We start from the raw sequence: 22,156 nt of genomic DNA on the forward strand, positions 1-22,156 counted from the left end.
TTTCTTCTCATGGTGTCAAAATGTCAGTAGTTAATTATTTAATAAATATCAATAAAACAGAACAATTAGAAAAGAATTAAGGGTGAAATATCCATGAAAAACGGCACCTTAAGAAAATACAATTGAAGTAAAAACACAAGAAAGTTTGTATTTCGTATTAATTTGGAGTTATTTTGCACTCAATTTCAGAAAAAGAATTTAACATAATCAATATGGCAAAGAATTTAGTTATCGTTGAGTCCCCCGCTAAAGCAAAAACAATTGAAGGCTATTTAGGAAAAGACTTCAAAGTACTGTCTAGTTACGGTCACGTGAGAGATCTTGCTAAAAAAGGAGTGGCAATTGACATCGAGAATAATTTTAAGCCAAATTATGAAGTTAGTCCAGATAAGAAAGCTATTGTTGCAGAATTAAAGAAGCATGTTAAAGCAGCTGAAACTATTTGGTTAGCAACAGATGAGGACCGTGAGGGTGAGGCGATTTCTTGGCACCTTTATGAAACTTTGAAATTAGACAAAAAGGATACAAAAAGAATAACTTTCAACGAGATTACAAAAGTAGCGGTTCAAAAAGCAATTAAAGAACCACGCGAAATCAATCAAGAGTTGGTAAATGCGCAACAAGCTAGACGTGTATTGGATAGATTGGTAGGATTTGAACTTTCTCCAGTGCTATGGAAAAAAGTTAAACCTAGCTTATCAGCAGGTAGAGTTCAGTCTGTAGCTGTTCGCTTAATCGTTGAACGTGAAAGAGAGATAATGAATTTTACTCCAGAGAGCTACTTTAGAGTAGTTGGAGATTTTGCTGAAGGTAAAGATAAAGTTTCTGCAACTTTAGCACATAATATAGGAACGGATAAAGCAGTAGAAGCTTTTCTTAAGGATTGCGACAAAGCAACTTTTAAAGTAACTGAAGTAACTAAAAAGCCAGGAACGAAAAATCCAAGCGCTCCATTTATAACTTCTACACTTCAACAAGAAGCAAGTTTGAAATTAGGATTTAGTGTTTCGCGTACAATGCGAGTTGCACAGAGTTTATATGAAGCTGGACTGATCACTTACATGAGAACAGACAGTGTAAACTTATCCGAAACTGCAATGGATGCTGCGAAAAGCACAATTATTCAGGACTACGGAAAAGAGTACAGTAACCCTAAGAAATATAAAAGCAAAAGTGCTGGAGCCCAAGAAGCTCACGAGGCGATTCGTCCAAGTGATTTCGGGGTTTCATCAGTTAAAAAAGGAAATGATGAAGACCGTTTGTATGATTTGATTTGGAAAAGATCAATCGCTTCACAAATGAGTCCAGCAAAATTGGAGAGAACTACAATTAAAATTGGAGCTCCTGAAGTTCAAGATATTTTCGTTGCGAAAGGTGAAGTAATCAAATTTGATGGTTTCCTTAAGGTTTACCTTGAATCACAAATGGATGATGACGAAGAAGACGACAAAGCATTAGAAGGATTACTTCCTGATTTAAAAGAAGGAGCTGTACTTTCGACTTTGTCTATCGTTGCACGTGAAAGATTCACAAAAGCTGCTCCACGTTATGTTGAGGCATCTTTAGTGAAAAAATTAGAAGAATTAGGAATCGGTAGACCATCTACTTATGCACCAACAATTTCTACTATCCAAAAAAGAGGATATGTTGAAAAAATGGAGCGTGAAGGAACGGAAAGAAATTACCTTATCTATACACTAGATGATTCTGGAACAAATAAAGAAGAAGCTACGGAAATAACAGGAAGAGATAGAAACAAACTCTCTCCTTCTGATATCGGAATGGTAGTTACTGATTTTCTAGTAGAACATTTTGGTGAAATACTAAACTACAACTTTACTGCTGAAGTAGAACAAGAGTTTGATGAAATCGCAAATGGTTTGAAAGAATGGACAGAAATGATTAAACGTTTCTATGATCCATTCCATAAGACTGTTGAACATACATTAGAACATTCAGATCGCGCTTCTGGGGAACGCCATTTAGGTGAACACCCAAAAACAGGTGAAAAAGTTATCGTTCGTATTGGTCGTTACGGTCCAATGGCACAAATAGGAGATACGGAAGAGGAAGGTGAGAAAAAAGCAAGATTTGCTAGCTTACGTCCAACTCAATCAATTGAAACTATCACTTTTGATGAAGTAATGGATTTATTTAAACTTCCTCGTCAACTAGGAGAGTTTGAAGAAAAAGTTGTGAAAGCAAATATTGGAAGATTCGGTCCATATATTCAACACGATGGGAAATTTGTTTCTATTAAGGAAGATGACCCAATGGATATCGAATTAGACAGAGCTATTGAGTTAATCAAAGAGAAAAGAATTGAAGATGCTAAAAAGCTACTGAAGACTTTCCCTGAAGATGAAACTATGCAATTGTTGATTGGACGTTGGGGACCTTATTTAAAGATTGGTAAAGACAACTTTAAACTTCCTAAAGAAATTAAAGATGAAGAAGACGAAGTAAAGAAATTGACTTACGAAGAATGCATCAAAATTTCTGAAAACCAGCCTAAGAAAACAGGTAGAGGTAAAACAGCAGCTACCAAAAAAGCTCCAGCTAAGAAAGCCGCAGCTAAAAAAACAGCAGCAAAGAAGCCAGCGGCAAAGAAAACTGCTACCAAGAAACCGGCAGCGAAAAAAGCACCGGCAGCGAAAAAGACAGTAGCTAAGAAAAAATAGAATAATTATTAAAATGACTGTGCTCCTTTAATTGGAGTGCAGTCATTTTAAAATGAAATAACATCTACCCTTGATGAGATTAAAATCATGAAAGACATTTCCATTTACTTTCAAAGCATTCCCTTAAATGATTCTTATGAAGAAGAAATGCTCGGCAGTTCGATTCACTCTTATATTGGAGGTGAATTCCCAGTAATCGACAAGAAAGGGACAGCAATCATTTATGTTCCAGAATATAGAAATCATTCAGAAAATTTAAAAAATGATTTCACAAATGACTTCAGGGGTCAATTATACAAATTGTTTCAAGGGGTAAACTGGACACACACAATTTACGATTTAGGAACAATTGTTCCCGGTAGAGAAATAAAGGATACTGCATATGCTATTCAAACAGTTTGTCAAGAACTAATCAAGAAAGAAATTATTCCAATTATTGTTGGGGGTACTCAAGATTTAACAAATGCTATTTATAAAGCTTACGAGCAATTAGAGCAAATGGTAAATCTGACCACCATAGACAATCGATTTGATTTAGGCGATATTGAAAAAGAAATTAACCACGAAGGTTGGTTGAGCCATGTGTTATTACATAAACCATGTTTCTTGTTTAACTACACTAATATTGGTGCTCAAAATCATTACATCTCCAATAAAACGCTTGACTTATTTAACGAACTCTATTTTGATGTCTGTCGTTTAGGTGAAATTAATCAGTCTATACAGTTGGCAGAACCTTTTATGCGTAACACAGATATTTTGAGTTTCGATTTAACCAGTATAAGAGCGAGTGATCTTCAAAACAATAATTATAGCGCCCCGAACGGAATATTTGCCAATGAAGCATGCCAGTTGACAAGATATGCAGGAATCAGCGATAAGCTTTCAAGCTTTGGTATATTTAATTACTACAGTAATAACCATAAAGTAACTGACGAACTTGTTGCACAGCTTATCTGGTATTTTAATGAGGGATATGCACATAGAAAAGGGGACTTTCCTATAGGAAGTAAAAAATCATATACTAAGTTCAGGGTATATCTTGAAGATCTCAATGAAGAGATTGTATTCTATAAGAGTAATAAGTCTGGTCGTTGGTGGATTGAAGTTCCCTACCCAGGCTCTAAAAGATCTAAATTCATGCGTCACCAAATGATTCCATGCAGTTATGAAACTTATCAAGAATCAATGAAAGGAGAAGTTCCAGACTTGTGGTGGAAAACCTATCAGAAATTAGTTTAACTTTTCTCGATTAAAAATAAATACATGAAATATCACAAAAAACATCATTTCCCATTTTATTTATTTCCTAATTACATTTTTTTAACTACTTTAGTCGACTGATGCAGCTATGTATTGCGACATTATATGCATAAACCATTGAAAAAAAGCTATATATGAAAAGACTTTTATTTATTTCAATTTTAATATCCTCCGGTGTATTTTACACATACGGCCAGCAGGATAAGATCTTGACACATTTTATTTTTGACAAAATGAGTATCAATCCTGGGGCAACCGGTGTTGGTATGTCACACGAAGTTTGTGGAACTATGATCTACCGTAATCAGTGGGATAAGTTTAACGGAGCTCCAAACTCTGTGTTAGCGAATGCTGAAGCAAATTTATCGCGCTACTTTCCAAGTGCCGCTGGTATATCATTTTATCATGATGCGATCGGATTCTCGAGACAAAACAATGTAACCTTGAACTACTCTTACCACCTATCTTTAGCGGATGGAACTTTAGGTATAGGAGCAGCTGTAGGATTAAATAGCTTTGGAATGAGTCCAACATGGGTGACACCAGATGGAAATCCATTTGATGAGTCTTTACCACAGGCAAAATCAGCAGCAACATTTGATGCTAACTTCGGGCTGTATTACATGTCATTTACTGGTTGGTATGCAGGAGTATCTTCTACGCACTTACCAGCATTAGAAATTTCGGACTTAAACTTCAATACTTCGCGTCATTACTACGCAATGGGAGGTTACCGAATGGACAATGCATTCACGATGAAAGAACTTAGTGTGGAAGCAAATGGTTTGGTAAGAACAGATCTTAAGTTTCTAAGTGCTGACATTAATTTACGTGCTATATGGGACGACACCTTTTATGCTGGAGTAACTTATAGAACTACAGATGCTATTGGAATAATGGCTGGTTTAAATTGGAATTCATTTACTTTTGGATATTCTTATGATATCACTGTAAATAGAGTTTCTAGTATCTCAGCTGGATCACATGAGTTAATGGTGAAATACTGTTATCCATTGCCTCCAATTCCAATTACGAAGGCTAGAAATCCAAGATATTTATAATACTTAAAAATAATCTGTAACCATTTTGGTAGCTTTTCCGTTATACAGACATAAGTTAAAACGACCTTTAAATTGTTAGTGATAAACAGGAAAGTAAAAACAAGGTAGAATGAAGAAATTATTAATTATAGGTTTAATCAGTTTAATGCTTGCATCTTGTAGTACAAGATCAGGATATTTAACTGGAGTACAAGGTAGAAGTGTCTACTATCCTGAGGTACCATTAGGTATGGTTTATATTCCTCAGGGATCTTACATCATGGGTCAAAATGATGAGGATGTACCTTTCATGCATCAGACCATTTCAAAGACAGTTACAATATCTGCCTTTTATATGGATCAAACAGAGATCACGAATAATGAATACCGTCAATTTGTGTGGTGGGTTAGAGACTCCATAGCACGTAAAATGATCTATGAAAATATCGAAGAGGATAAAGAAGCTGATCGTTTTATAAATTATCAAGACGAGTATTATGATGATGGTATCATGGAATGGGTTGAGTACGAGTCAAGCGACCGTTTTCAAAACATTGACAGATTCTCATTAAATTGGGATCGTGAATTCTCATACTATGATCCTATGTTGGTTCCCCTATTGTCAGAAATGTACTACCCTTCTGCACAACGTTTTTACAAAAGAAAGGAAATTGATGTTAGAAAACTCAACTTCAAATACTATTGGATTGATTTAGTTGAAGCTGCCCGCAAAGGTAAGGTTCATATTAAACCTGATGGATACAACAACCAAGGGATTAAAACAGATATGGATCACCGTACTTTAAGATCTGCAGATCATCCATTTACTGAAGAGAAAAGAGGTTTAGACAAGGATATGGGTGTTATTAACAAATTAGGTCAAAATAATGCAATTCGTGGTCATGAAAATAGGCAACGTTTTGTTATTGATGAAACCATTAATGTTTACCCTGATACTTTAGTTTGGATTAGAGACTTCACCTATGCATTTAATGATCCGATGACTAAAATGTATTTCTGGCATCCATCTTATGACAATTACCCAGTAGTTGGAGTAACTTGGCCACAAGCAAAAGCATTTAATATTTGGAGAACACAATTGTTAAATGGATGGTTAGAGTCAATGGGTGAGATTTACGTTCATGATTTCCGTTTACCTAGTGAAGCTGAATGGGAAAGAGCATCTAGAGGTGATTTAGATTTATCTGCATATCCTTGGGGTGGACCTTACATTCGTAACTCTGCTGGTTGTTTCTTAGGAAACTTTAAACCAATGAGAGGTCGTTATGCTGAAGATGGTGGGAATCAAACTGTGAAAGCATTCTCATACAATCCTAACGGATTTGGACTTTATTGTATGGCTGGTAACGTTGCTGAATGGTGTGAAACAGCTTACGATGAATCTATGTATGAATTATCTCATGACCAAAATCCTGAATACCGTTACAATGCTTTAGACTGGGATCCACCAGCGATGAAGCGTAAAGTAATACGTGGAGGATCATGGAAAGACATAGGTTACTATTTACAAAATGGAACTAGAACTTATGAATACAGAGATACTGCTAAATCATATATAGGATTTAGATCAGTAGCAACTCACCTAGGTAGAGGTGGAAAAGATTTCTCTAAAGAAGGAGGTGAAGAATTAGACCAAGATCTTCAATTGAGATAATCGTTAAATCAAGTAAATAAAACAAATAAATAAATCGTTAAACCTTAAAAATTAAAACTATGAAACCAGGAAGTAAAGGATGGAAAAATTTTATGGCAAAGCTGTATGGAATTGGAGCAGCAGTAGTAATACTTGGTGCCTTATTCAAGATTATGCACTGGCCAGGTGCCGGACCAATGTTAGTTGTAGGTCTAGGAGCTGAAGCCATTATTTTTATATTCTCAGCATTTGAGCCAATTCATGAAGATCCAAATTGGGAGCTTGTGTATCCTGAATTAGCTTTAGGAAATGATGAAAACTTTGATCCTTCTGAATTACAAGTTGGAAGAGGAAGAGGAGGAAATCAAGGATCTGGAATTACAGGAGAACTTGACGCGATGTTAGAGGATGCTAAAATTGATAGCGCACTATTAGAGCGATTAGGTGAAGGTATGAAAGCATTAGGAGACAATGCAGCACAACTGAAGGGCGTTACTTCAGCTGCGGCAGCAACAGATTCTTATGTTGATAGTTTACAATCTGCTTCAAATACAGTATCGAAGTTGTCTGAGTCTTACGAAAGAGCTTCTGTAGCAATTTCAGGAATGACTTCATCTACTGAAGAAGGTCAATCATTCGGTGAGCAAATGCAAAAAGTATCTAAGAATCTTTCTGCTTTAAACAATGTATATGAATTACAATTAAAAGGTTCTTCATCTCACTTAGAAGCAACAGAAAAATTCCAAGGACAAGTAACTGAAATGATGTCAAATCTTTCTGATTCTGTTCAGGACACTAAACTATACAAAGAAAATATGTCAATGTTAGCTAAGAACTTAACGGACTTAAATAATGTTTACGGTAACATGTTAAAAGCAATGACTATTAGTAAATAATAGTGATTTATAACATGGAATTATAAATTAGAAACATTAATTAATAAATTAATTCTTAAAATTTAATTACAAATGGCAGGAGGAAAAGAAACCCCAAGACAGAAGATGATCGGGATGATGTATCTCGTATTGACTGCTCTTCTGGCACTAAACGTGTCAAAAGAGATAATTGCAGCATTTGTTACCATAAATGACAAATTAGAATCCAGTGGTGAAATTATTGATAACGCTACAGGTAATGTTTATGGTACTTTTGAAAGTAAACGTGCAGCTATCTTAACGGATCCCAAAGCGGATACAAAAGTTATTGATTTATGGCAAGGAAAGTCTGACACATTAAATGCTCATACTAAAGAAATCATTCATTACATCTTAAACGAATCTAATGACATGATTAAAAGGGTTGAAGGTGTTGACTGGGTATTAAAACGCCAAGGTGAAGACAGTTTAATAGTTGAACTCAAATCTTTAATGGGTATTCAGGCAATGGATAACTATGATGTTCCAACAGAATTATTCATTGGAGGAAATCCAATGAAACCAAAGGAAAGAGGATTAGCTATTTTAACCAACATTAACCGTTACAGAAATTCTGTAGCAGAATTGATGGGTAACTACACAAGTGGTAAAAATAAATATACTTTTACTGCTCCTGATGATATTTCTGGTTTAAAAGATGCATTAGCAACAGCTAATCCAGATGACACATCTAGAATATCAAATTATTACAAATCAATGACTCTACCAGCAATGATAGAAGTTAAAGATGCAGGAAAAACTAAATTGGTACCATGGCCTTCAGCAATGTTTGACCACGCTCCTATTGTTGCAGCTGCAGCAATGTTTACTGCTCTTAAATTAGATGTATTGAATAGTGAAAGTTCTGCTGCAGAGTTTTTACTTTCTAAAGTTGATGCACCTACATTTAACTTTAATAAAATTGAGCCTTTGGCTTTTGCTAGAACAGGTTATGTTAACGCTGGTGATTCATTGGACTTAAATGTTATGATTGCTGCTTATGATACAACAGACGTTGCTCCATTAAGATATGGAATCAATGATTCTATACCTGAAAATTGGAAAGCTACAACTGGTAGAATTCCTTTGGATGTTAGTTCACCTGGAAATTACCACGTAACTGGAACAATTGGTGTTAAAGAAAAAGGTGAAACAATACCTAAGTCATGGGAATTTAGATATACAGTTGGGAAACCATCTGGAACTGTTTCTCTTCCACAAATGAACGTTCTATACAGAGGTTATGCTAATCAAGTTGAAGGAGCTGCATCTGGATTTCCTCAGTACTCACTTTCTGGAGCAAATAATGTTTCTTTGAGCAAAACAAGCACAGGTTATATAGCAACTCCTGGAAACGGAAGAGAAGCTACTATAAACATTGCGGGTGTTGCGGAAGATGGTTCTAGTAGTAAATTAGGAAGTTTCAAATTCCGTGTTATGAACTTGCCTAAGCCTTCTATTAATTTAGGACGTTTAGAAGACGGAGAAGCAGCTACATCAGCTCAAATTAGAGCATCTAGACAATTGTTTGCAGGTTATCCAGCAGAAATTCCATTAGAAGCTAAGTTCAGTGTTGTATCATGGGAAGTTCAGGCAACTGGAGCACCTAGGCCAGCGCAAGGTACAGGATCTAATCTTTCTGGTGAAGCACTTAGAATTATGGCAAATGCTCAACCTGGAAATATGATTACAGTTGTAGTTAGTTACAGAGAACCAGGCGGTAAAGTATTGCGTCAGAATGCAGTATTTACTGTTAAATAATAGATAAATAAAAAAGTCATGAAGAATTTATTGCTTTCGACATTATTGATTTTTAGTTTGAGCACTTTTGCTCAAATTAATGGTGGACCTATTAATAGCCGTACAGAAACGGGTGTTATTGATGGGGTTTACCTTAAATCTAATATTCCAACCAAACGTCTTATCCCCTATCCATACATTCGTGAAGCGGATGCGATTTGGAGTAAACGTGTATGGAGAGCAATTGATCTTCGTGAGAAAATCAATCGTCCACTCTATTATCCTTTAGATGAAATCACACCTCCAGATCCTTTAACGGGAGAGGTACAATGGATTCGTAATGACAACAGATGGAGTTTGTGGACAATAATTCGTCAACACATATTATCAGGTGATTTAACTGTATATTCTGACTATAATCCAATTAGAACTTCTGTTCATGATGGTGATAAATTCAAATATCCAGTTTTACCAGAACAAGGTAAAAACTTTGCAACTGATCCTGATTATAAAGAGGAGGTAACTGCTTATCTTGCTACATTAGGTGAAATTCCACTTGATCCTCTATTAAATCAATATCGAGAAGATTCAATTGGAGTTAACGGTCAACCTGTTTATCCTCCAAGAGATACACTTTGGTACACTTCTAAAGATATAATTCAATACAGACTGAAAGAAGATTGGATCTTCGATAAACAAAGATCTGTTTTGGATGTACGTATTTTAGGTATTGCACCGGTTGTTCATAATATAGATATTAATAATGGTAATAGCATTTCAGGGACAAAAACCTTATTCTGGTTATACTTCCCAACTGATTGCCGTTATGTTTTTAATAACTATTTTGTTTATAACGAAAATAATGGTTCAAGATGGATGAGTTTTGATGACTACTTCATGAAACGTAGATTTAGTTCTTTCATTTATAAAGAAGAAAACGTTTACGACAGAAGTGTTGAAAAGTACAGAGTTGGTGTTGACGCATTGATGGAATCTCAAAGAATTACTGAAGAGATTAGAAACATCGAACATGATGTTTGGAGTTACTAGTTTTAAGTAAAATCATATTAAAAGCCTCGACATTTATGTTGAGGCTTTTTTATTGGGTATAAATCATATTTTTATTGTTCCTAATGATAGACTAAATCACTACTTTTGTATGAAAATTTTTAAGCATGGAAGAAAATATCACTGTTTTTATTATTGATCGTGAAGGTGAGAAACATGAATTGTTAGCACCAACAGATATGAACATGAATATTATGGAACTTTGTAAATCATACGAACTTCCAGTAGAAGGTACATGTGGTGGTATGGCAATGTGCGCTTCTTGTCAATGTTATTTAGAATCTGACACCGATTTACGCGAGCAAAGTGATGCTGAGTTGGATATGCTTGATCAAGCGTTCTTCGTTGAGGATAACAGCCGATTAGGTTGTCAAATTGATATTACTGAAGACATTGACAATATTGTATTGAGACTGGCTCCTGAATCTATTTAATCCTTATAATTAACATAACTAGTCTTTGCAAGAAAACTCCAAGTATTCGTTGTGAGGAAGGACCGGTCGGCGTTATGCTCACCATGACATGCTCTCCGCAAGTACTCGGGAATCAAATATCCATTTCTTAGCTATGGATCTAATCAATTGAAATTTGTAATTTTCACATTCTTATGCCGTAAGTTTTAGCATCTCAAAACTTTATTGTTAACTAGAATTAATTTAAGGGTTTAGAATTGTATTAAGCAATATATAAATGGTAGATAGTAAAATCGATTTAAGGAAAGCACAGTATTTTAAACTTTTCAACAATAAAAATCAACCTAAAAAACAAATATAACAGACCTCTTCAGTTCTAATAAGAGTTCAATATACTTGTTGAAATGGCAAAACTTGGATACATTATCAGCATAGATAATAATAGTAGTAAAAGTATCCTGTTTTACATGTATTTCTATTAATGTCAACTTATAAGTATATCACTACTTCAAACCTTCTAGACTGCAAACAGGTATTGGAATCATCTTATGTTGATTGATACTGTTTAGTCTTTGATAAATTTCTTGAACTACTTTTTGACGATCTGATAAAGTGTTCTTATCGCCTTTAAAACTCATTGCGAACTCCAACTCATCGTAGGTTGCTCCAATTTGATCTTCATCATTGCGTTCGTCTCCCCAAAGTCCGTCTGTAGGTTTTGCTTCAACGATCTCCTGAATAACACCTAAATGCTTAGCTAAAAGAAATACTTCCGATTTTAATAAATCACCAATAGGATTAAGGTCTACTCCGCCATCTCCGTACTTGGTATAAAAACCAATTCCAAAATCTTCAATCTTGTTACCAGTCCCAGTTATTAATAATTGATTTGTTTGCCCAACAGCATACAAAGTCGTCATCCTTAATCTTGCTCGAGAATTGGCCATTACCAAATGATTTGAATTTACATCCTCCGGCAAAGTTTTCTCCAAACATTCAAAAGAATGGGTTAAATCAATCTTTAAGCCTTCGACATTTGGATATTCATTTTCTAGCTGTTCAATTTGCTTTTGGGCACGTCTATACTCTGATTTAGCTTGACGAATTGGCAAATTCAACAAGATTACTTTTTTATTGGTTCTAGCGCAAAGCGATGCTACAAGTGCAGAATCGACACCGCCAGAGATACCCACGATAAATCCTTTAACAGGAATATCTTTTATATAAACATTAAGCCAGTCAATAATATGACTGGCTATTTTACTACAATTAAATGTACTCATGAATTAAAATAATACGGATACCTTTAACATCAATTGTCCTTGTTTTAAACTTGGCGCATAATATGTTCTTTCTGTTTGTCCTTCTGGAATTTGGTATAAAGACAAATCTTTTTGGTCATCTCCAAAAACAGCTCCTTTTTGTTGAAATACTTCTGAGAAACCATAATAGTAACCCAATTCAGCAACTAAAACAGTGTTTCCTGAGATATTGTATTCTGCTCCACCAGCTATTCCAATAGATCCTTTATAAAAAGACATAGAACCTGGCGACTTCATATCATCCAATTGTGTAACATCAACTAGATCACCCGCAACATCGAAGGCTTGTCCTTTATTATTTGTGCGTGTTGTTAGCATAAAGCTATTTCTAACACCGAATTTCCCATAATATCTCATGTATCCCATAAAATTTGTTTGGAATTTCAGCATGATAGGAAGGCTTAGATAAATACTTTTATGTTGTCTCTCTTTCAATAAAAAATTATTATCTGTATTTTCTACATCATAATCTCTAAATTGTAAAATATCTTTATCTCTATAATCTAAGTAAACTGTTGGTTCATAACTTGTTCTAAAACGATTGAAGTCAAATTCAATACCCGTTGCTAGCCCAATGTTTTTTGAAAAATTCCAATCTAAAGCCATTCCAACGATAAAATCGCCTCCTACTCTAGAATCTATTGTATTCGTTTCAGGATCATTGAAGTTGAGAGCTCCTCCAAGTGTCAATCCTGCCAAAACCTTTTTGTCCGAGGCATCTTGAGCATTAACAGAAAACAACAGTCCTGCTATTAATGATAAAGTCAGTAATTTTTTCATACTTTTGATATTAGTTATTTATTTCAATATTTGTGTTAGTCAGCAAGATATAATAAAAATTCAATCTTCGACTATTGACAAAAATAATCATATTTCATGAACAATAGATTATCATTGTATGCAATTCTTATTTTAATGGCTGTTTTTTATGGCTGTACATCAAATCCTTTGGATGTGAATCTACCTAAAAAAGAAGTTTCTTTGAACTATATAAATGTTGATGACGAACTTTACAAAAAACCTAAAGAAGAGGTAGCATCCAAAGTAAAAAATTTAGAACAACAATTAGGTGATTTATTCATGTATGAATTGAGTCAGAATATTCGTCAAAACATTGACGATTATTCTTATCAAGCAATTTATAATTTTTATAACTCAGATTACATTTCTGATATTGAAGAAGAAAAACAAAAGTTGTACGCAGAACTACCTCAACATGAAAACAAAATAAATAAAGCCTTTACTTATCTAAAATATCATTTTGGCGATTCTATTTTACCGGAAAACATATTTTATATCAATAAATTATTTAGTCAAGTTACTTGTGCTCAGAAAAATATTGCTGTTGGATTGGAAAATTATATTTCTCCTAAAAGCAATGTGATTTCTTCCATACCAAATGCTGAGCTTTACCAATGGCAGCGAGACAGAATGAATATTGATTTTCTTGAAAGAGATGTACTTCTAAATTGGATTCAAGTTCAATTATTCAACGAATTAGACGAAAAGCTTGCAGCACATATCATCCAAGCAGGAAAGATATTGTATATTTTGAATGCCGCATTTCCAAACGCTCATGAAGATTATGTGTTACGTTATGATAAAACACAATACGATTGGGCTGTTAAAAATGAAACTTCTGTTTGGAACTATTTGGTTGAGCAGCAGATGTTATTTAAAACGGACATTAGAGTTAGAACCAACTTCTTAAATGAAGGTCCTACGACAGTTGGATTAGCTGTAGATTCTCCAGATAGAATTGGTCAATTTTTAGGATATAGAATTGTTAAAGGCTATATGACTAAAAACAAAGCATTATCTTTGCAAGCGTTAATTGATACGAAATACAATACGATTTTACAAACATACGAGATTCAATAAGTTATGAATGAAGAAAAGATTACAAAAACGTCTGAGATATCAGTAAATGTTGGTACAAACGAGAACAATGTTCCAGTTAGAATGATTTGGTCAGCCCAAGATGGTGAAATTGAAAAAGCAGAAGCCAGCGCAATGTTTCTTTCCATGTGGGATCCTAAAGAAAAAAACACCATGAAGATTGATCTTTGGACAAAAGAATTATCAATTGAAGAAATGAAGCAATTTTTCCATCAAACTTTGGTAACAATGGCTGATACATTTGAGAAAGCAACTGGAGAAAAGAATATTTCAGAGGACTTAAGAGATTACTGTTATCATTTTGCAGAAAAAATGGAGATTTTACCTGAGAATGATTAGAAATTAAATATCCAAAAACAGTTTTACATTATTTAAAAAGCACGATTCCATATAGAATCGTGCTTTTTAATACCCATTAGTTTATCTAAATTCTCTTTTAAACGGAAGTTCCAAATCGGCGCAGGTATTTCACCAATGTAAGTGTGATCAATAAAAGACTTACAAAAGCAAATGAGCGGCCTATTACATCTCCGTATGTAACGTAAAATGTAGGTTCGCCATTGAGTTGAACTGTTTCACGGAATGCATCTTGTACCCAATATTCGGTAGCTTTTATAATATCACCCCTTTGATTAATTACACAAGAAATTCCAGTATTCGCTGATCTCACCACATATCGTCCTGTTTCAACGGCTCTTAATCTGGCAATACTCGCATGTTGCATGTGACCTGCAGTATTTTCCCACCAGCCGTCATTTGTGATGATAAAAATAACCTCTGCTCCTTTTCGACATTGCTCTGCCACCATTCCGCCATAAAGCGATTCATAGCATATAATTGGAGCGAAAGAGAATCCGTTCGTGTTTAGAACACGCGGCTCCTTTTCCACTCCCAATGTCCCTGATGTTCCACCGTTCTGGATAGATAATTTTTCTAAAAAAGGAAACCATTTTGAAAAAGGAATCTTTTCAACTCCGAGCACTAGTTCCGATTTATGTACAAAAGAAGGTGGTTTATTGTTAGAAATTAAAACAGAAGTATTGTAAGATTCATAAAAGAATTCAGTTCCTGGAATACCTCTAGCCGCCGGACTATTTTTATAATCAAAAACCTTATATGTTGAAGCGCCAGTGAATAAGGCAGTATTCCCCCAACCATCAACGGTCTCTTGAAGATAATTCATTGCCTCACTTTCCTGATATTTCGCTTCATCAAATCCTTGTGCTATTGCCGTTTCAGGACCTAAAACAACAGCGGTATTTGGTGTAATTAATTCATTTGCCTTAATAATAGATTTATCAAGTTGCTGCTTTAATTCTGAATTAAACTTCTCATTATAAGGGTCAACATTAGGCTGAGTTACCACAACCTCAATTGGGTTTTCAGTTTCTTCATAAACTGAGTAACTCCAGAAAGAAAGTAAAGAAGGAATTACAATTAGTGCAATTGAGAGATATACTAACGGTGTTTGAACTTTAAAAGATTCCTTTTTAAAAAGGATATTGCTCGCTATTTTAAACACCAATAAGTTCACCAAAAGAATCCAAAGTGTTCCCCCTAGAATTCCAGTATATGCATACCATTGAACAATTTCGGGTACGATTGCAAAAGTATTTCCAATATTTATCCAAGGCCAACTTAATTCCCAATGATAATGTATATACTCTAGTCCTACCCAGAAAAAAAGTATACCAATATATCCTTCTTTCTGTCCAACGAATTTTTTGGTAAAATGAAAAAGCAAAAAGACCAAAGCCATTATAAATCCATTAAGGAAATAAGCTAAAATTGCTCCTCCTTCACCTCCAATTGAATAATATATCCAATAAGTTGTACCTAAATTATAAATAAAGAAGGTAAGATATGCGTGAATCAATACTTTGGATGAACGATATTTTTCACGATAAATGTTGTGTTCGACTAATAAAAGCGGAACCCACGCAAGAAAAACCAATGGAAAAATACTACCTGTATGTGGAAATGAAATGGTCATTAATAAACCACTCAAAATGCTTAAAAGGTATCTTTGTAAACGTGAAAATTTCATAGCTGAATAATTCGATTCTTGCAAAGATAATATACCTAATAGTTAAAGCGAGAATTCAAATGATTTTAACTACTCTTTGCAAGAAAACGTCAAATACTAGGTTACGCTTACTTCGGCAAGCTTACTTCGAAAGGCTCTGCACAACGCTGCACAACGCTGCACAAGTGTTTATAATTTATGTTCAACTGTCTAGGTCAGACCAATGCATCCCGATGTTCACAGTTGAAATACCTATTAATGAAGAACTTCAAAAGTTTTATCTTAAAAACTCTCTTATCAAAGACTTAGAAACATTGATTTTACTTAATAACGTTTATATGTCCTGTTATTTGCTTGACTTCAATATCATGAACATCGACATACTCAATCGTCCAAATATATGTTCCATCGCGCACTATTTCATTTCTATAGGTACCGTCCCAACTGAAGTCAACGTCATTTCAACTATATAAAAGTTCTCCCCAACGATTGAAAATATTTATACTCAAGGCTTCAATTCCAATAGTACTTGCTCTAAAATAATTATTGTATCGATTCTGTGTTCCGGGAGTGAAAGTATTAGGAATGTATAAATATACTTCCTCTAAAATTGTTATAATTTTAGTAAGTGAATCTATACAGCCTTTGCTATCAGTTGCTATTAACTTCACTTCATAAGTTCCTGGATAGTCATAGGTGTTATTTGGATGAACCATTGTAGAAGTAGAACCATCTCCAAAATCCCAGAAGTAAGTATTTCCATTAACCGTTAAATTTTGAAAAGTTATCGGTAAACCTATAAACTTAGGTTCAGTTATGGCTTTGAAATTAACATCTGGTTTAACGACAACTACTGTAGTTTTCGCTATAACTTGAAAAGTTTGACAATCATCTTTTACGATAACCGTATATTCTGTTGTTCTGTCCGGTTTTACCCAAACTGTTGAAACAGTATCACCTGAATGTGGCCAACTGTAATAGTAATTACCAAAACCACCTGTCGCTGTCACTTTTAATTGAACAGAATCTCCAGGACATAATTCTTGATCCGGTGTTATTTCTAGTAACAAAGGAGGACTTAAAATTGTAATTTTAACAGTTGTTGTATCACTGGTTCCACATTGGTCAGTTACCACAACTGAATAAGTAGACGTTGCCGGAGCTGCTACAGTTATTTCTGCAGAATTTCCAATTAAATTCCAATTGGGATTATACCATTCGTAAGTATATTCACCAGCCCCACCAATAGCTTCAACAATTAAATCATAAGGAACAAAAGGGCATTGTTCAATTATATCATCAGTAGCTTCGATTTCTAACGGATCATAAACAGGTACTACTATAACTAAGGTTGCAGTTGCTGTTTGATTTAAACAATCATCAGTAACATCAACAGTTATCGTTTGTGTGGTCAAAGGGTTTATGACTATGGATTGGGTTGTTGCACCAGTACTCCAAAGATAAGTATATCCTCCACCACCTCCTTGCGCTTGGGCAATCAATTCCACTTCTTCTCCAGGACACAAAATATCCACAGGATCCAAAGTAACCGTAACTGGCTCAACAGGTTTTATGAATAATTCTATGGCTTGAAATTCAGTATTACCGCAAGGATCATCAATTTCAAATTGAATAATCAAATTAGCAATTCCTGTAAGTGCTGTATTATTAAGCGCATCTATAGTAAAAGTAATTGAAGTTTGTCCGGGTGAAAAATTGATACTGTTAGGAACATTCGAATAATCTAAACCTTCAACAGCAGAACCAAAAAGATTAATTGGAATTGTTAATGCTTGATTTATCATTGGTCCAGATCGCGTAATTGTTACATCGGCACTAGTACAATTTTGCGCCATTGTTTGTCCATCTCCATAAGGATCACTTGACAATTCATAGCTTACTTGAACAGGTTGAACACTATTTAAACTATTTTTCTCTAAAAATATTCCAGAATCATAAATTGGATCACCTACATCAGCAACAGCAATTACTAAATGATAAGTTTCTCCACATTGCACTTTTGAAACAGCTTCTAGTGGAACAGTAAAACCATCATATTGAACATAAAAAGAATTTGTGTTTTGTGGAGCTTGAGTTCCATCACCGTTAGATTCAAAATATATTGCATTTTGTCCGGCATTGACATTATTAATTGCAACTGGTTGGTTTGTTCCAGGAATGATTGCCATATTTTGCGTCCCTCCAGGAATTCCAGGGCCAGTTATAAAAAATGCAAAAACATCATTAAATTGAGTCCCAACAAATTCTGGGTATTCTTCAGAAGCAAAAACATATTTAAAACGAACTGTATCTGAATAAGGAATAAAATCAAATTCTAATAAAGTTGCATTGTAAGTATCAGTTCCAACCAGGTTAGTAAGCTGTCCATAACCACTTGCATTATTATCCATTCCTGCATTGGTTTTGTTATTTGGACCATGCGGCCCATCTGGTCCTTGATTTATAGTTCCAGTAGTCATGATAATCCCTTCATCAATTCCTATACTGGCGTTTGTAGCATTGAAAGTACCAATTGCACTTGTTGCCCCGGAATAGCTAATATTAGAAACATCAACCCCAGTTCCCAAAAGTACGTTTTGCACCAATTGCGTTGCTGACAAACCTCCATTAGTCACAAGTTGAGACCATATAGAAGATGTAAGGAAAAGGAATAATATTGATAGCAATAATTTCATCTAATAGTATAACGTTTTAAATATAGAATAGTTGTTGATTTAACAAATAACAAGCCAAATTTAACACACTTAAAAATGAGGTCTATTGAATTTTACTTAATTAACGTTAATATAGCAAAAATTCATCTATATAAATGTATTTTTGCAGACAATTGTCATGAAAAAGCCAGAGAAGAAAAAGAAGAAGAATTGGTTTAAGCGTTCCACAAGAATTGTAGGAATGGATCCAGTAAGCTTTGAAGAATGGTGGAGAGTAAAAATTAATCGTATTCAGTTAATTAGTATTTCTTTAATTTTCATTATTATTTTGTTTTTATTTAATTACCTGATTTTCTCCTACACCCCAATAGGATATTTATTACCTGAGAATATTAAAAACAGAAATAAACAAAAAATTGAATTTACGGCAACACGCGTTGCTAACTTAGAAAAAAGACTTATTGCCCAAGACAATTATATATCCAATTTACAAAAAGTAATTTTAGGAGAAGTTTCAATTGACTCAATTTACGTTACTAATCTTAATGAAAAAACGCAAGGCAACGCCAATTTAGTTGTAGACACAACTATTTCTAATGCTGAAAAACAATTGGATCAAAACATTAGGGAGAATCAAGAAAAACTTAAGGGAACGAATGACCAATTATTTGATCATCTATTCTTATATGACCCTGTTGCAGGTCAGGTGAGTCAAAAATTTAGAATCCCAAATCATCCAGGAGTTGATATAGTTACTAAAAAGGACGAACAGATTAAGGCTTGTTTGAATGGTGTAGTTTTGCACTCTTCTTATGATGATCAAGATGGCCATACGATTATATTGAGTCATGAAAACGAAATCATCTCTGTTTACAAACATGCCCAAAAGGTCTATGTTAATGTAGGTGATAAAGTTACGCGTGGAAAAGCAATTGGTGTGGTAGGAAATACTGGTGAACGCAGTACTGGGCCTCATTTACATTTCGAATTATGGAGTGATATGGGACCGCTAGATCCATTGGATTATTTCTCTTTCGGGAAGTAAATTTTATATCTCTTTTTACTACTTCTTTTCAATTTTCAACTGTAAAAACGACAACTTTTTTCATTTCAATTTTTTCAGTACTTTTGCAATCCCTAATTTAAAAGAAAATTACTCGAAATTACGATATATGAAAGAAGAAGTAGCTAAATTAGCAAAAGCACTTAAACAACGCTTTGTAGCGCACCCATGGCATGGAATCACAATTGGTGAAAAACAACCCGAACTAATTAACGCATTTATTGAGATCGTTCCTTCAGATGCTATTAAGTATGAAGTGGACAAAGAAAGTGGATATTTGATGGTAGATCGTCCTCAAAAATTCTCTAATTACATGCCATGTATGTATGGTTTTGTTCCGCAGACATTATGCGACAAACACGTGGCAGAATATGCAAACACAAAAACAGGAAGAACGAATATTGTTGGAGATAATGATCCATTGGATGTTTGTGTTTTATCTGAACGTGAAGTAAATTGCGGAAATATTATTGCTGAATGTATACCAGTAGGTGGATTTAGAATGATTGATGGTGGAGAAGCAGATGATAAAATTATTGCTGTTTTGAAGGATGACCAAGTTTATGGTGACATGACCTCAATTGATCAAATTCCAGAAAAAGTTTTAGCCCGAGTGAAGCACTTTTTCCTTACTTACAAAGATTTAGGTGGAGATTCTAAAAATGTTGAAATTACTCACGTTTATGGAGCTGAAGAGGCAAAAGAAGTTATTCGCAGAAGTTCTCTAGATTATAAAGAGAATCATGGCGATGCTGATACACTTTTAGCAGAGGCTTTAACAGCAGTTTTAAAAGAAAAGGTTTAAAAGATTAAAATACTTTACGTTAACAAATAGCGTTTATATAGAGGAAGGAGTTAATCTTTCCTCTTTTTTGTTTTCTAAATTCTAGTTATATTTATTTTATGAGAACTACAGTCCTTCTATATTTATTATTTATTTCGATTATTGGTCAGACTCAAGTTATATTCGATAAAACGAGTCATGATTTTGAAGATATCAATGGAAATGATGAGCGATTCGTAGATATTTATATAAAAAACGAAACGAATAAAGAAATATACATTCTCAGTGTGAAAACACCTATGGAAGTTGCTTCACTACAAAAAAATGATAGAATCCAACCAGATAGTTCGGCTGTAATTCGTTTTCACGTTAATAACAGAAAGAAAGGGAGATTTGATTATTCTATCCCTGTATACACGAGTGATAACAATGAAGCAACAACCATTCGATTGAAAGGAAAGATTGTTTCATTGCCAACTTCTAACAGCTTAACTGCTTGTCCAACATTTGGACAAAAACCTGCCCAAGGTAATCCGATGGATTTTATGTTAACTGTTCAAACGATTGATAAACTGACAGGAGAAAATTTAGGACAATCAAAAGTCGCTATTCTGCAAAATGGAAGTGCTTTGGGTAAATGGTCTACTGCAAGAAATGGGGAATTAAAAATTAAATTACCACTGGGAATAACTTATTTTTATGCGACGCATGAGGGATATTATCCAGATGAGCTGGCACAATATGTAAACTTTAAAAATAATTTTGTCACTTTAGCTTTGAGTAAGAAAGAAGAGATTGAAGAAACTCCTGAGCTTATTATTAATGAAGAAAGTGAGCTAATTGTTGAAGAAATGCCTCAAGAAGAAAAAGGGGAGCAAATTCTTGCGGAAGTAGTTGAAGAACCAAAAGAAGAACGCGTTATAATTATTGAAGAAAATCAACCTGAAATAGATTTATCAGATATAATAGAAGAAACACCGGTATTTAAAGAAGTAGTAAAAGAGGAGATTCCTGAATTTGAAAAGCTAGACAAAGAGAATTTTGATCTTAAATATTTCAAACCAATTAATGTTGTTTTTGTATTGGACGTTTCTTCTTCAATGAATAGATATGACCGTGCAGAATTATTAAAATATTCATTGGACCAATTACTTGGAATGTTGAGACCAGAGGATAAAATCGGATTAGTTTCCTATTCGTCAGATGCGCAAGTTTTGTTAGATCCGACCGCTGGAGATCAAAAAGAAATGATTTCAGAAGTTGTACAGAAATTAAAAATATCTGGACAAACGGCTGGCGGTAAAGGAATCAAATTAGGCTATAAACAAGTAAAGAAAAACTCAAAAGCTGGAATTCAAAACCATTTAATTATTATTACTGACGGAGCATTTAATCAAAGCTCTGGAGATTATAAAAAATACATTGAAAAGAATTTAAGTAAAAACAATACTACAATGAGTGTTGTGGGAATTAAAACCAATTCAAAGGCAGAAGAAAGTATGCGAGAAGCTGCGGAATTGGGTAATGGAAGGTTTATCCTTATTGAGAAATTGGCTGATGCTCAGAATAAATTGAAAGAAGAGATTCGTTTGTCAACATTTAAATTCAATTAAA

At 34.3% G+C, this 22,156-nt stretch carries 17 protein-coding genes; 13 read left to right on the forward strand and 4 right to left on the reverse strand.

What is annotated here, in order from left to right; translation table 11 throughout:
* The first annotated feature begins 212 nt into the window (after positions 1-212).
* From topA to ERX46_RS12840, 8 genes are all read left to right on the forward strand, one after another.
* On the forward strand, positions 213-2,681 hold the full coding sequence (gene topA, locus ERX46_RS12805) for a type I DNA topoisomerase (RefSeq protein ID WP_130094266.1): 2,469 nt from the start codon (positions 213-215) through the stop codon (positions 2,679-2,681).
* 87 nt (positions 2,682-2,768) lie between these two features.
* Positions 2,769-3,923 carry a formimidoylglutamase gene (locus tag ERX46_RS12810; protein ID WP_130094267.1) on the forward strand — a complete coding sequence of 385 codons (1,155 nt, stop codon included), beginning with the start codon at positions 2,769-2,771 and terminating at the stop codon, positions 3,921-3,923.
* 155 nt (positions 3,924-4,078) lie between these two features.
* Positions 4,079-5,005, forward strand: a complete 927-nt coding sequence (locus ERX46_RS12815) for a PorP/SprF family type IX secretion system membrane protein (protein WP_130094268.1) — start codon at positions 4,079-4,081, stop codon at positions 5,003-5,005.
* A gap of 109 nt (positions 5,006-5,114) precedes the next feature.
* Positions 5,115-6,659, forward strand: a complete 1,545-nt coding sequence (gene porK, locus ERX46_RS12820; protein WP_130094269.1) for a T9SS ring complex lipoprotein PorK/GldK — start codon at positions 5,115-5,117, stop codon at positions 6,657-6,659.
* A 59-nt stretch (positions 6,660-6,718) separates the two neighbouring features.
* Positions 6,719-7,534 (forward strand): type IX secretion system motor protein PorL/GldL, encoded by an 816-nt coding sequence (porL, locus tag ERX46_RS12825; protein WP_130094270.1) that lies wholly within the window; start codon positions 6,719-6,721, stop codon positions 7,532-7,534.
* 72 nt (positions 7,535-7,606) lie between these two features.
* Positions 7,607-9,313, forward strand: a complete 1,707-nt coding sequence (gene porM / locus ERX46_RS12830) for a type IX secretion system motor protein PorM/GldM (RefSeq protein WP_130094271.1) — start codon at positions 7,607-7,609, stop codon at positions 9,311-9,313.
* 18 nt (positions 9,314-9,331) lie between these two features.
* On the forward strand, positions 9,332-10,342 hold the full coding sequence (porN, locus tag ERX46_RS12835) for a type IX secretion system ring subunit PorN/GldN (RefSeq protein WP_130094272.1): 1,011 nt from the start codon (positions 9,332-9,334) through the stop codon (positions 10,340-10,342).
* 125 nt (positions 10,343-10,467) lie between these two features.
* A complete protein-coding gene (locus ERX46_RS12840) occupies positions 10,468-10,794 on the forward strand; it encodes a 2Fe-2S iron-sulfur cluster-binding family protein (protein ID WP_130094273.1) in 327 nt (108 codons plus the stop codon).
* A 482-nt stretch (positions 10,795-11,276) separates the two neighbouring features.
* Here ERX46_RS12840 and nadE read toward each other — a convergent pair whose 3' ends face one another.
* Positions 11,277-12,056, reverse strand: coding sequence for an NAD(+) synthase (gene nadE, locus ERX46_RS12845; RefSeq protein WP_130094274.1), 780 nt, complete (start codon positions 12,054-12,056; stop codon positions 11,277-11,279).
* A 3-nt stretch (positions 12,057-12,059) separates the two neighbouring features.
* Complete coding sequence (locus ERX46_RS12850; protein WP_130094275.1) at positions 12,060-12,875, reverse strand: porin family protein; 816 nt, start codon at positions 12,873-12,875, stop codon at positions 12,060-12,062.
* A gap of 96 nt (positions 12,876-12,971) precedes the next feature.
* Between ERX46_RS12850 and gldB the strand changes: the two genes are divergently transcribed.
* Both gldB and gldC read left to right on the forward strand, forming a co-directional pair.
* The gene (gldB, locus tag ERX46_RS12855) at positions 12,972-13,976 is read left to right on the forward strand and encodes a gliding motility lipoprotein GldB (RefSeq protein WP_130094276.1); all 1,005 of its coding nucleotides are present in this window, start codon (positions 12,972-12,974) and stop codon (positions 13,974-13,976) included.
* A 3-nt stretch (positions 13,977-13,979) separates the two neighbouring features.
* Positions 13,980-14,333 (forward strand): gliding motility protein GldC, encoded by a 354-nt coding sequence (gldC, locus tag ERX46_RS12860; RefSeq protein WP_130094277.1) that lies wholly within the window; start codon positions 13,980-13,982, stop codon positions 14,331-14,333.
* A gap of 97 nt (positions 14,334-14,430) precedes the next feature.
* Here gldC and lnt read toward each other — a convergent pair whose 3' ends face one another.
* Positions 14,431-16,041 (reverse strand): apolipoprotein N-acyltransferase, encoded by a 1,611-nt coding sequence (lnt, locus tag ERX46_RS12865; protein ID WP_130094278.1) that lies wholly within the window; start codon positions 16,039-16,041, stop codon positions 14,431-14,433.
* 440 nt (positions 16,042-16,481) lie between these two features.
* Positions 16,482-18,716, reverse strand: coding sequence for a choice-of-anchor L domain-containing protein (locus tag ERX46_RS12870; RefSeq protein WP_130094279.1), 2,235 nt, complete (start codon positions 18,714-18,716; stop codon positions 16,482-16,484).
* Between the two features lie 157 nt (positions 18,717-18,873).
* Between ERX46_RS12870 and ERX46_RS12875 the strand changes: the two genes are divergently transcribed.
* The 3 genes from ERX46_RS12875 to ERX46_RS12885 all read left to right on the forward strand — a co-directional run bounded on the left by ERX46_RS12875 (position 18,874) and on the right by ERX46_RS12885 (position 22,155).
* Positions 18,874-19,740: a M23 family metallopeptidase gene (locus ERX46_RS12875; protein WP_130094280.1), complete on the forward strand. Its 867-nt coding sequence runs from the start codon at positions 18,874-18,876 to the stop codon at positions 19,738-19,740.
* A gap of 127 nt (positions 19,741-19,867) precedes the next feature.
* Positions 19,868-20,563, forward strand: coding sequence for an inorganic pyrophosphatase (locus ERX46_RS12880; RefSeq protein ID WP_130094281.1), 696 nt, complete (start codon positions 19,868-19,870; stop codon positions 20,561-20,563).
* A 98-nt stretch (positions 20,564-20,661) separates the two neighbouring features.
* On the forward strand, positions 20,662-22,155 hold the full coding sequence (locus tag ERX46_RS12885; protein ID WP_130094282.1) for a VWA domain-containing protein: 1,494 nt from the start codon (positions 20,662-20,664) through the stop codon (positions 22,153-22,155).
* Position 22,156 lies beyond the last annotated feature (1 nt).

This window comes from Brumimicrobium glaciale (assembly GCF_004152935.1).
Classification (GTDB): domain Bacteria; phylum Bacteroidota; class Bacteroidia; order Flavobacteriales_D; family Crocinitomicaceae; genus Brumimicrobium; species Brumimicrobium glaciale.

Coding starts and splice junctions, on each gene's coding strand:
- porL (WP_130094270.1), top strand. CDS start 6,719: ATGAAACCAGGAAGTAAAGGATGGAAAAATTTTATGGCAAAGCTGTAT.
- ERX46_RS12850 (WP_130094275.1), bottom strand. CDS start 12,875: ATGAAAAAATTACTGACTTTATCATTAATAGCAGGACTGTTGTTTTCT.
- porN (WP_130094272.1), top strand. CDS start 9,332: ATGAAGAATTTATTGCTTTCGACATTATTGATTTTTAGTTTGAGCACT.
- gldB (WP_130094276.1), top strand. CDS start 12,972: ATGAACAATAGATTATCATTGTATGCAATTCTTATTTTAATGGCTGTT.
- gldC (WP_130094277.1), top strand. CDS start 13,980: ATGAATGAAGAAAAGATTACAAAAACGTCTGAGATATCAGTAAATGTT.
- ERX46_RS12815 (WP_130094268.1), top strand. CDS start 4,079: ATGAAAAGACTTTTATTTATTTCAATTTTAATATCCTCCGGTGTATTT.
- nadE (WP_130094274.1), bottom strand. CDS start 12,056: ATGAGTACATTTAATTGTAGTAAAATAGCCAGTCATATTATTGACTGG.
- ERX46_RS12880 (WP_130094281.1), top strand. CDS start 19,868: ATGAAAGAAGAAGTAGCTAAATTAGCAAAAGCACTTAAACAACGCTTT.
- lnt (WP_130094278.1), bottom strand. CDS start 16,041: ATGAAATTTTCACGTTTACAAAGATACCTTTTAAGCATTTTGAGTGGT.
- porK (WP_130094269.1), top strand. CDS start 5,115: ATGAAGAAATTATTAATTATAGGTTTAATCAGTTTAATGCTTGCATCT.
- ERX46_RS12875 (WP_130094280.1), top strand. CDS start 18,874: ATGAAAAAGCCAGAGAAGAAAAAGAAGAAGAATTGGTTTAAGCGTTCC.
- topA (WP_130094266.1), top strand. CDS start 213: ATGGCAAAGAATTTAGTTATCGTTGAGTCCCCCGCTAAAGCAAAAACA.
- porM (WP_130094271.1), top strand. CDS start 7,607: ATGGCAGGAGGAAAAGAAACCCCAAGACAGAAGATGATCGGGATGATG.
- ERX46_RS12810 (WP_130094267.1), top strand. CDS start 2,769: ATGAAAGACATTTCCATTTACTTTCAAAGCATTCCCTTAAATGATTCT.
- ERX46_RS12870 (WP_130094279.1), bottom strand. CDS start 18,716: ATGAAATTATTGCTATCAATATTATTCCTTTTCCTTACATCTTCTATA.
- ERX46_RS12885 (WP_130094282.1), top strand. CDS start 20,662: ATGAGAACTACAGTCCTTCTATATTTATTATTTATTTCGATTATTGGT.
- ERX46_RS12840 (WP_130094273.1), top strand. CDS start 10,468: ATGGAAGAAAATATCACTGTTTTTATTATTGATCGTGAAGGTGAGAAA.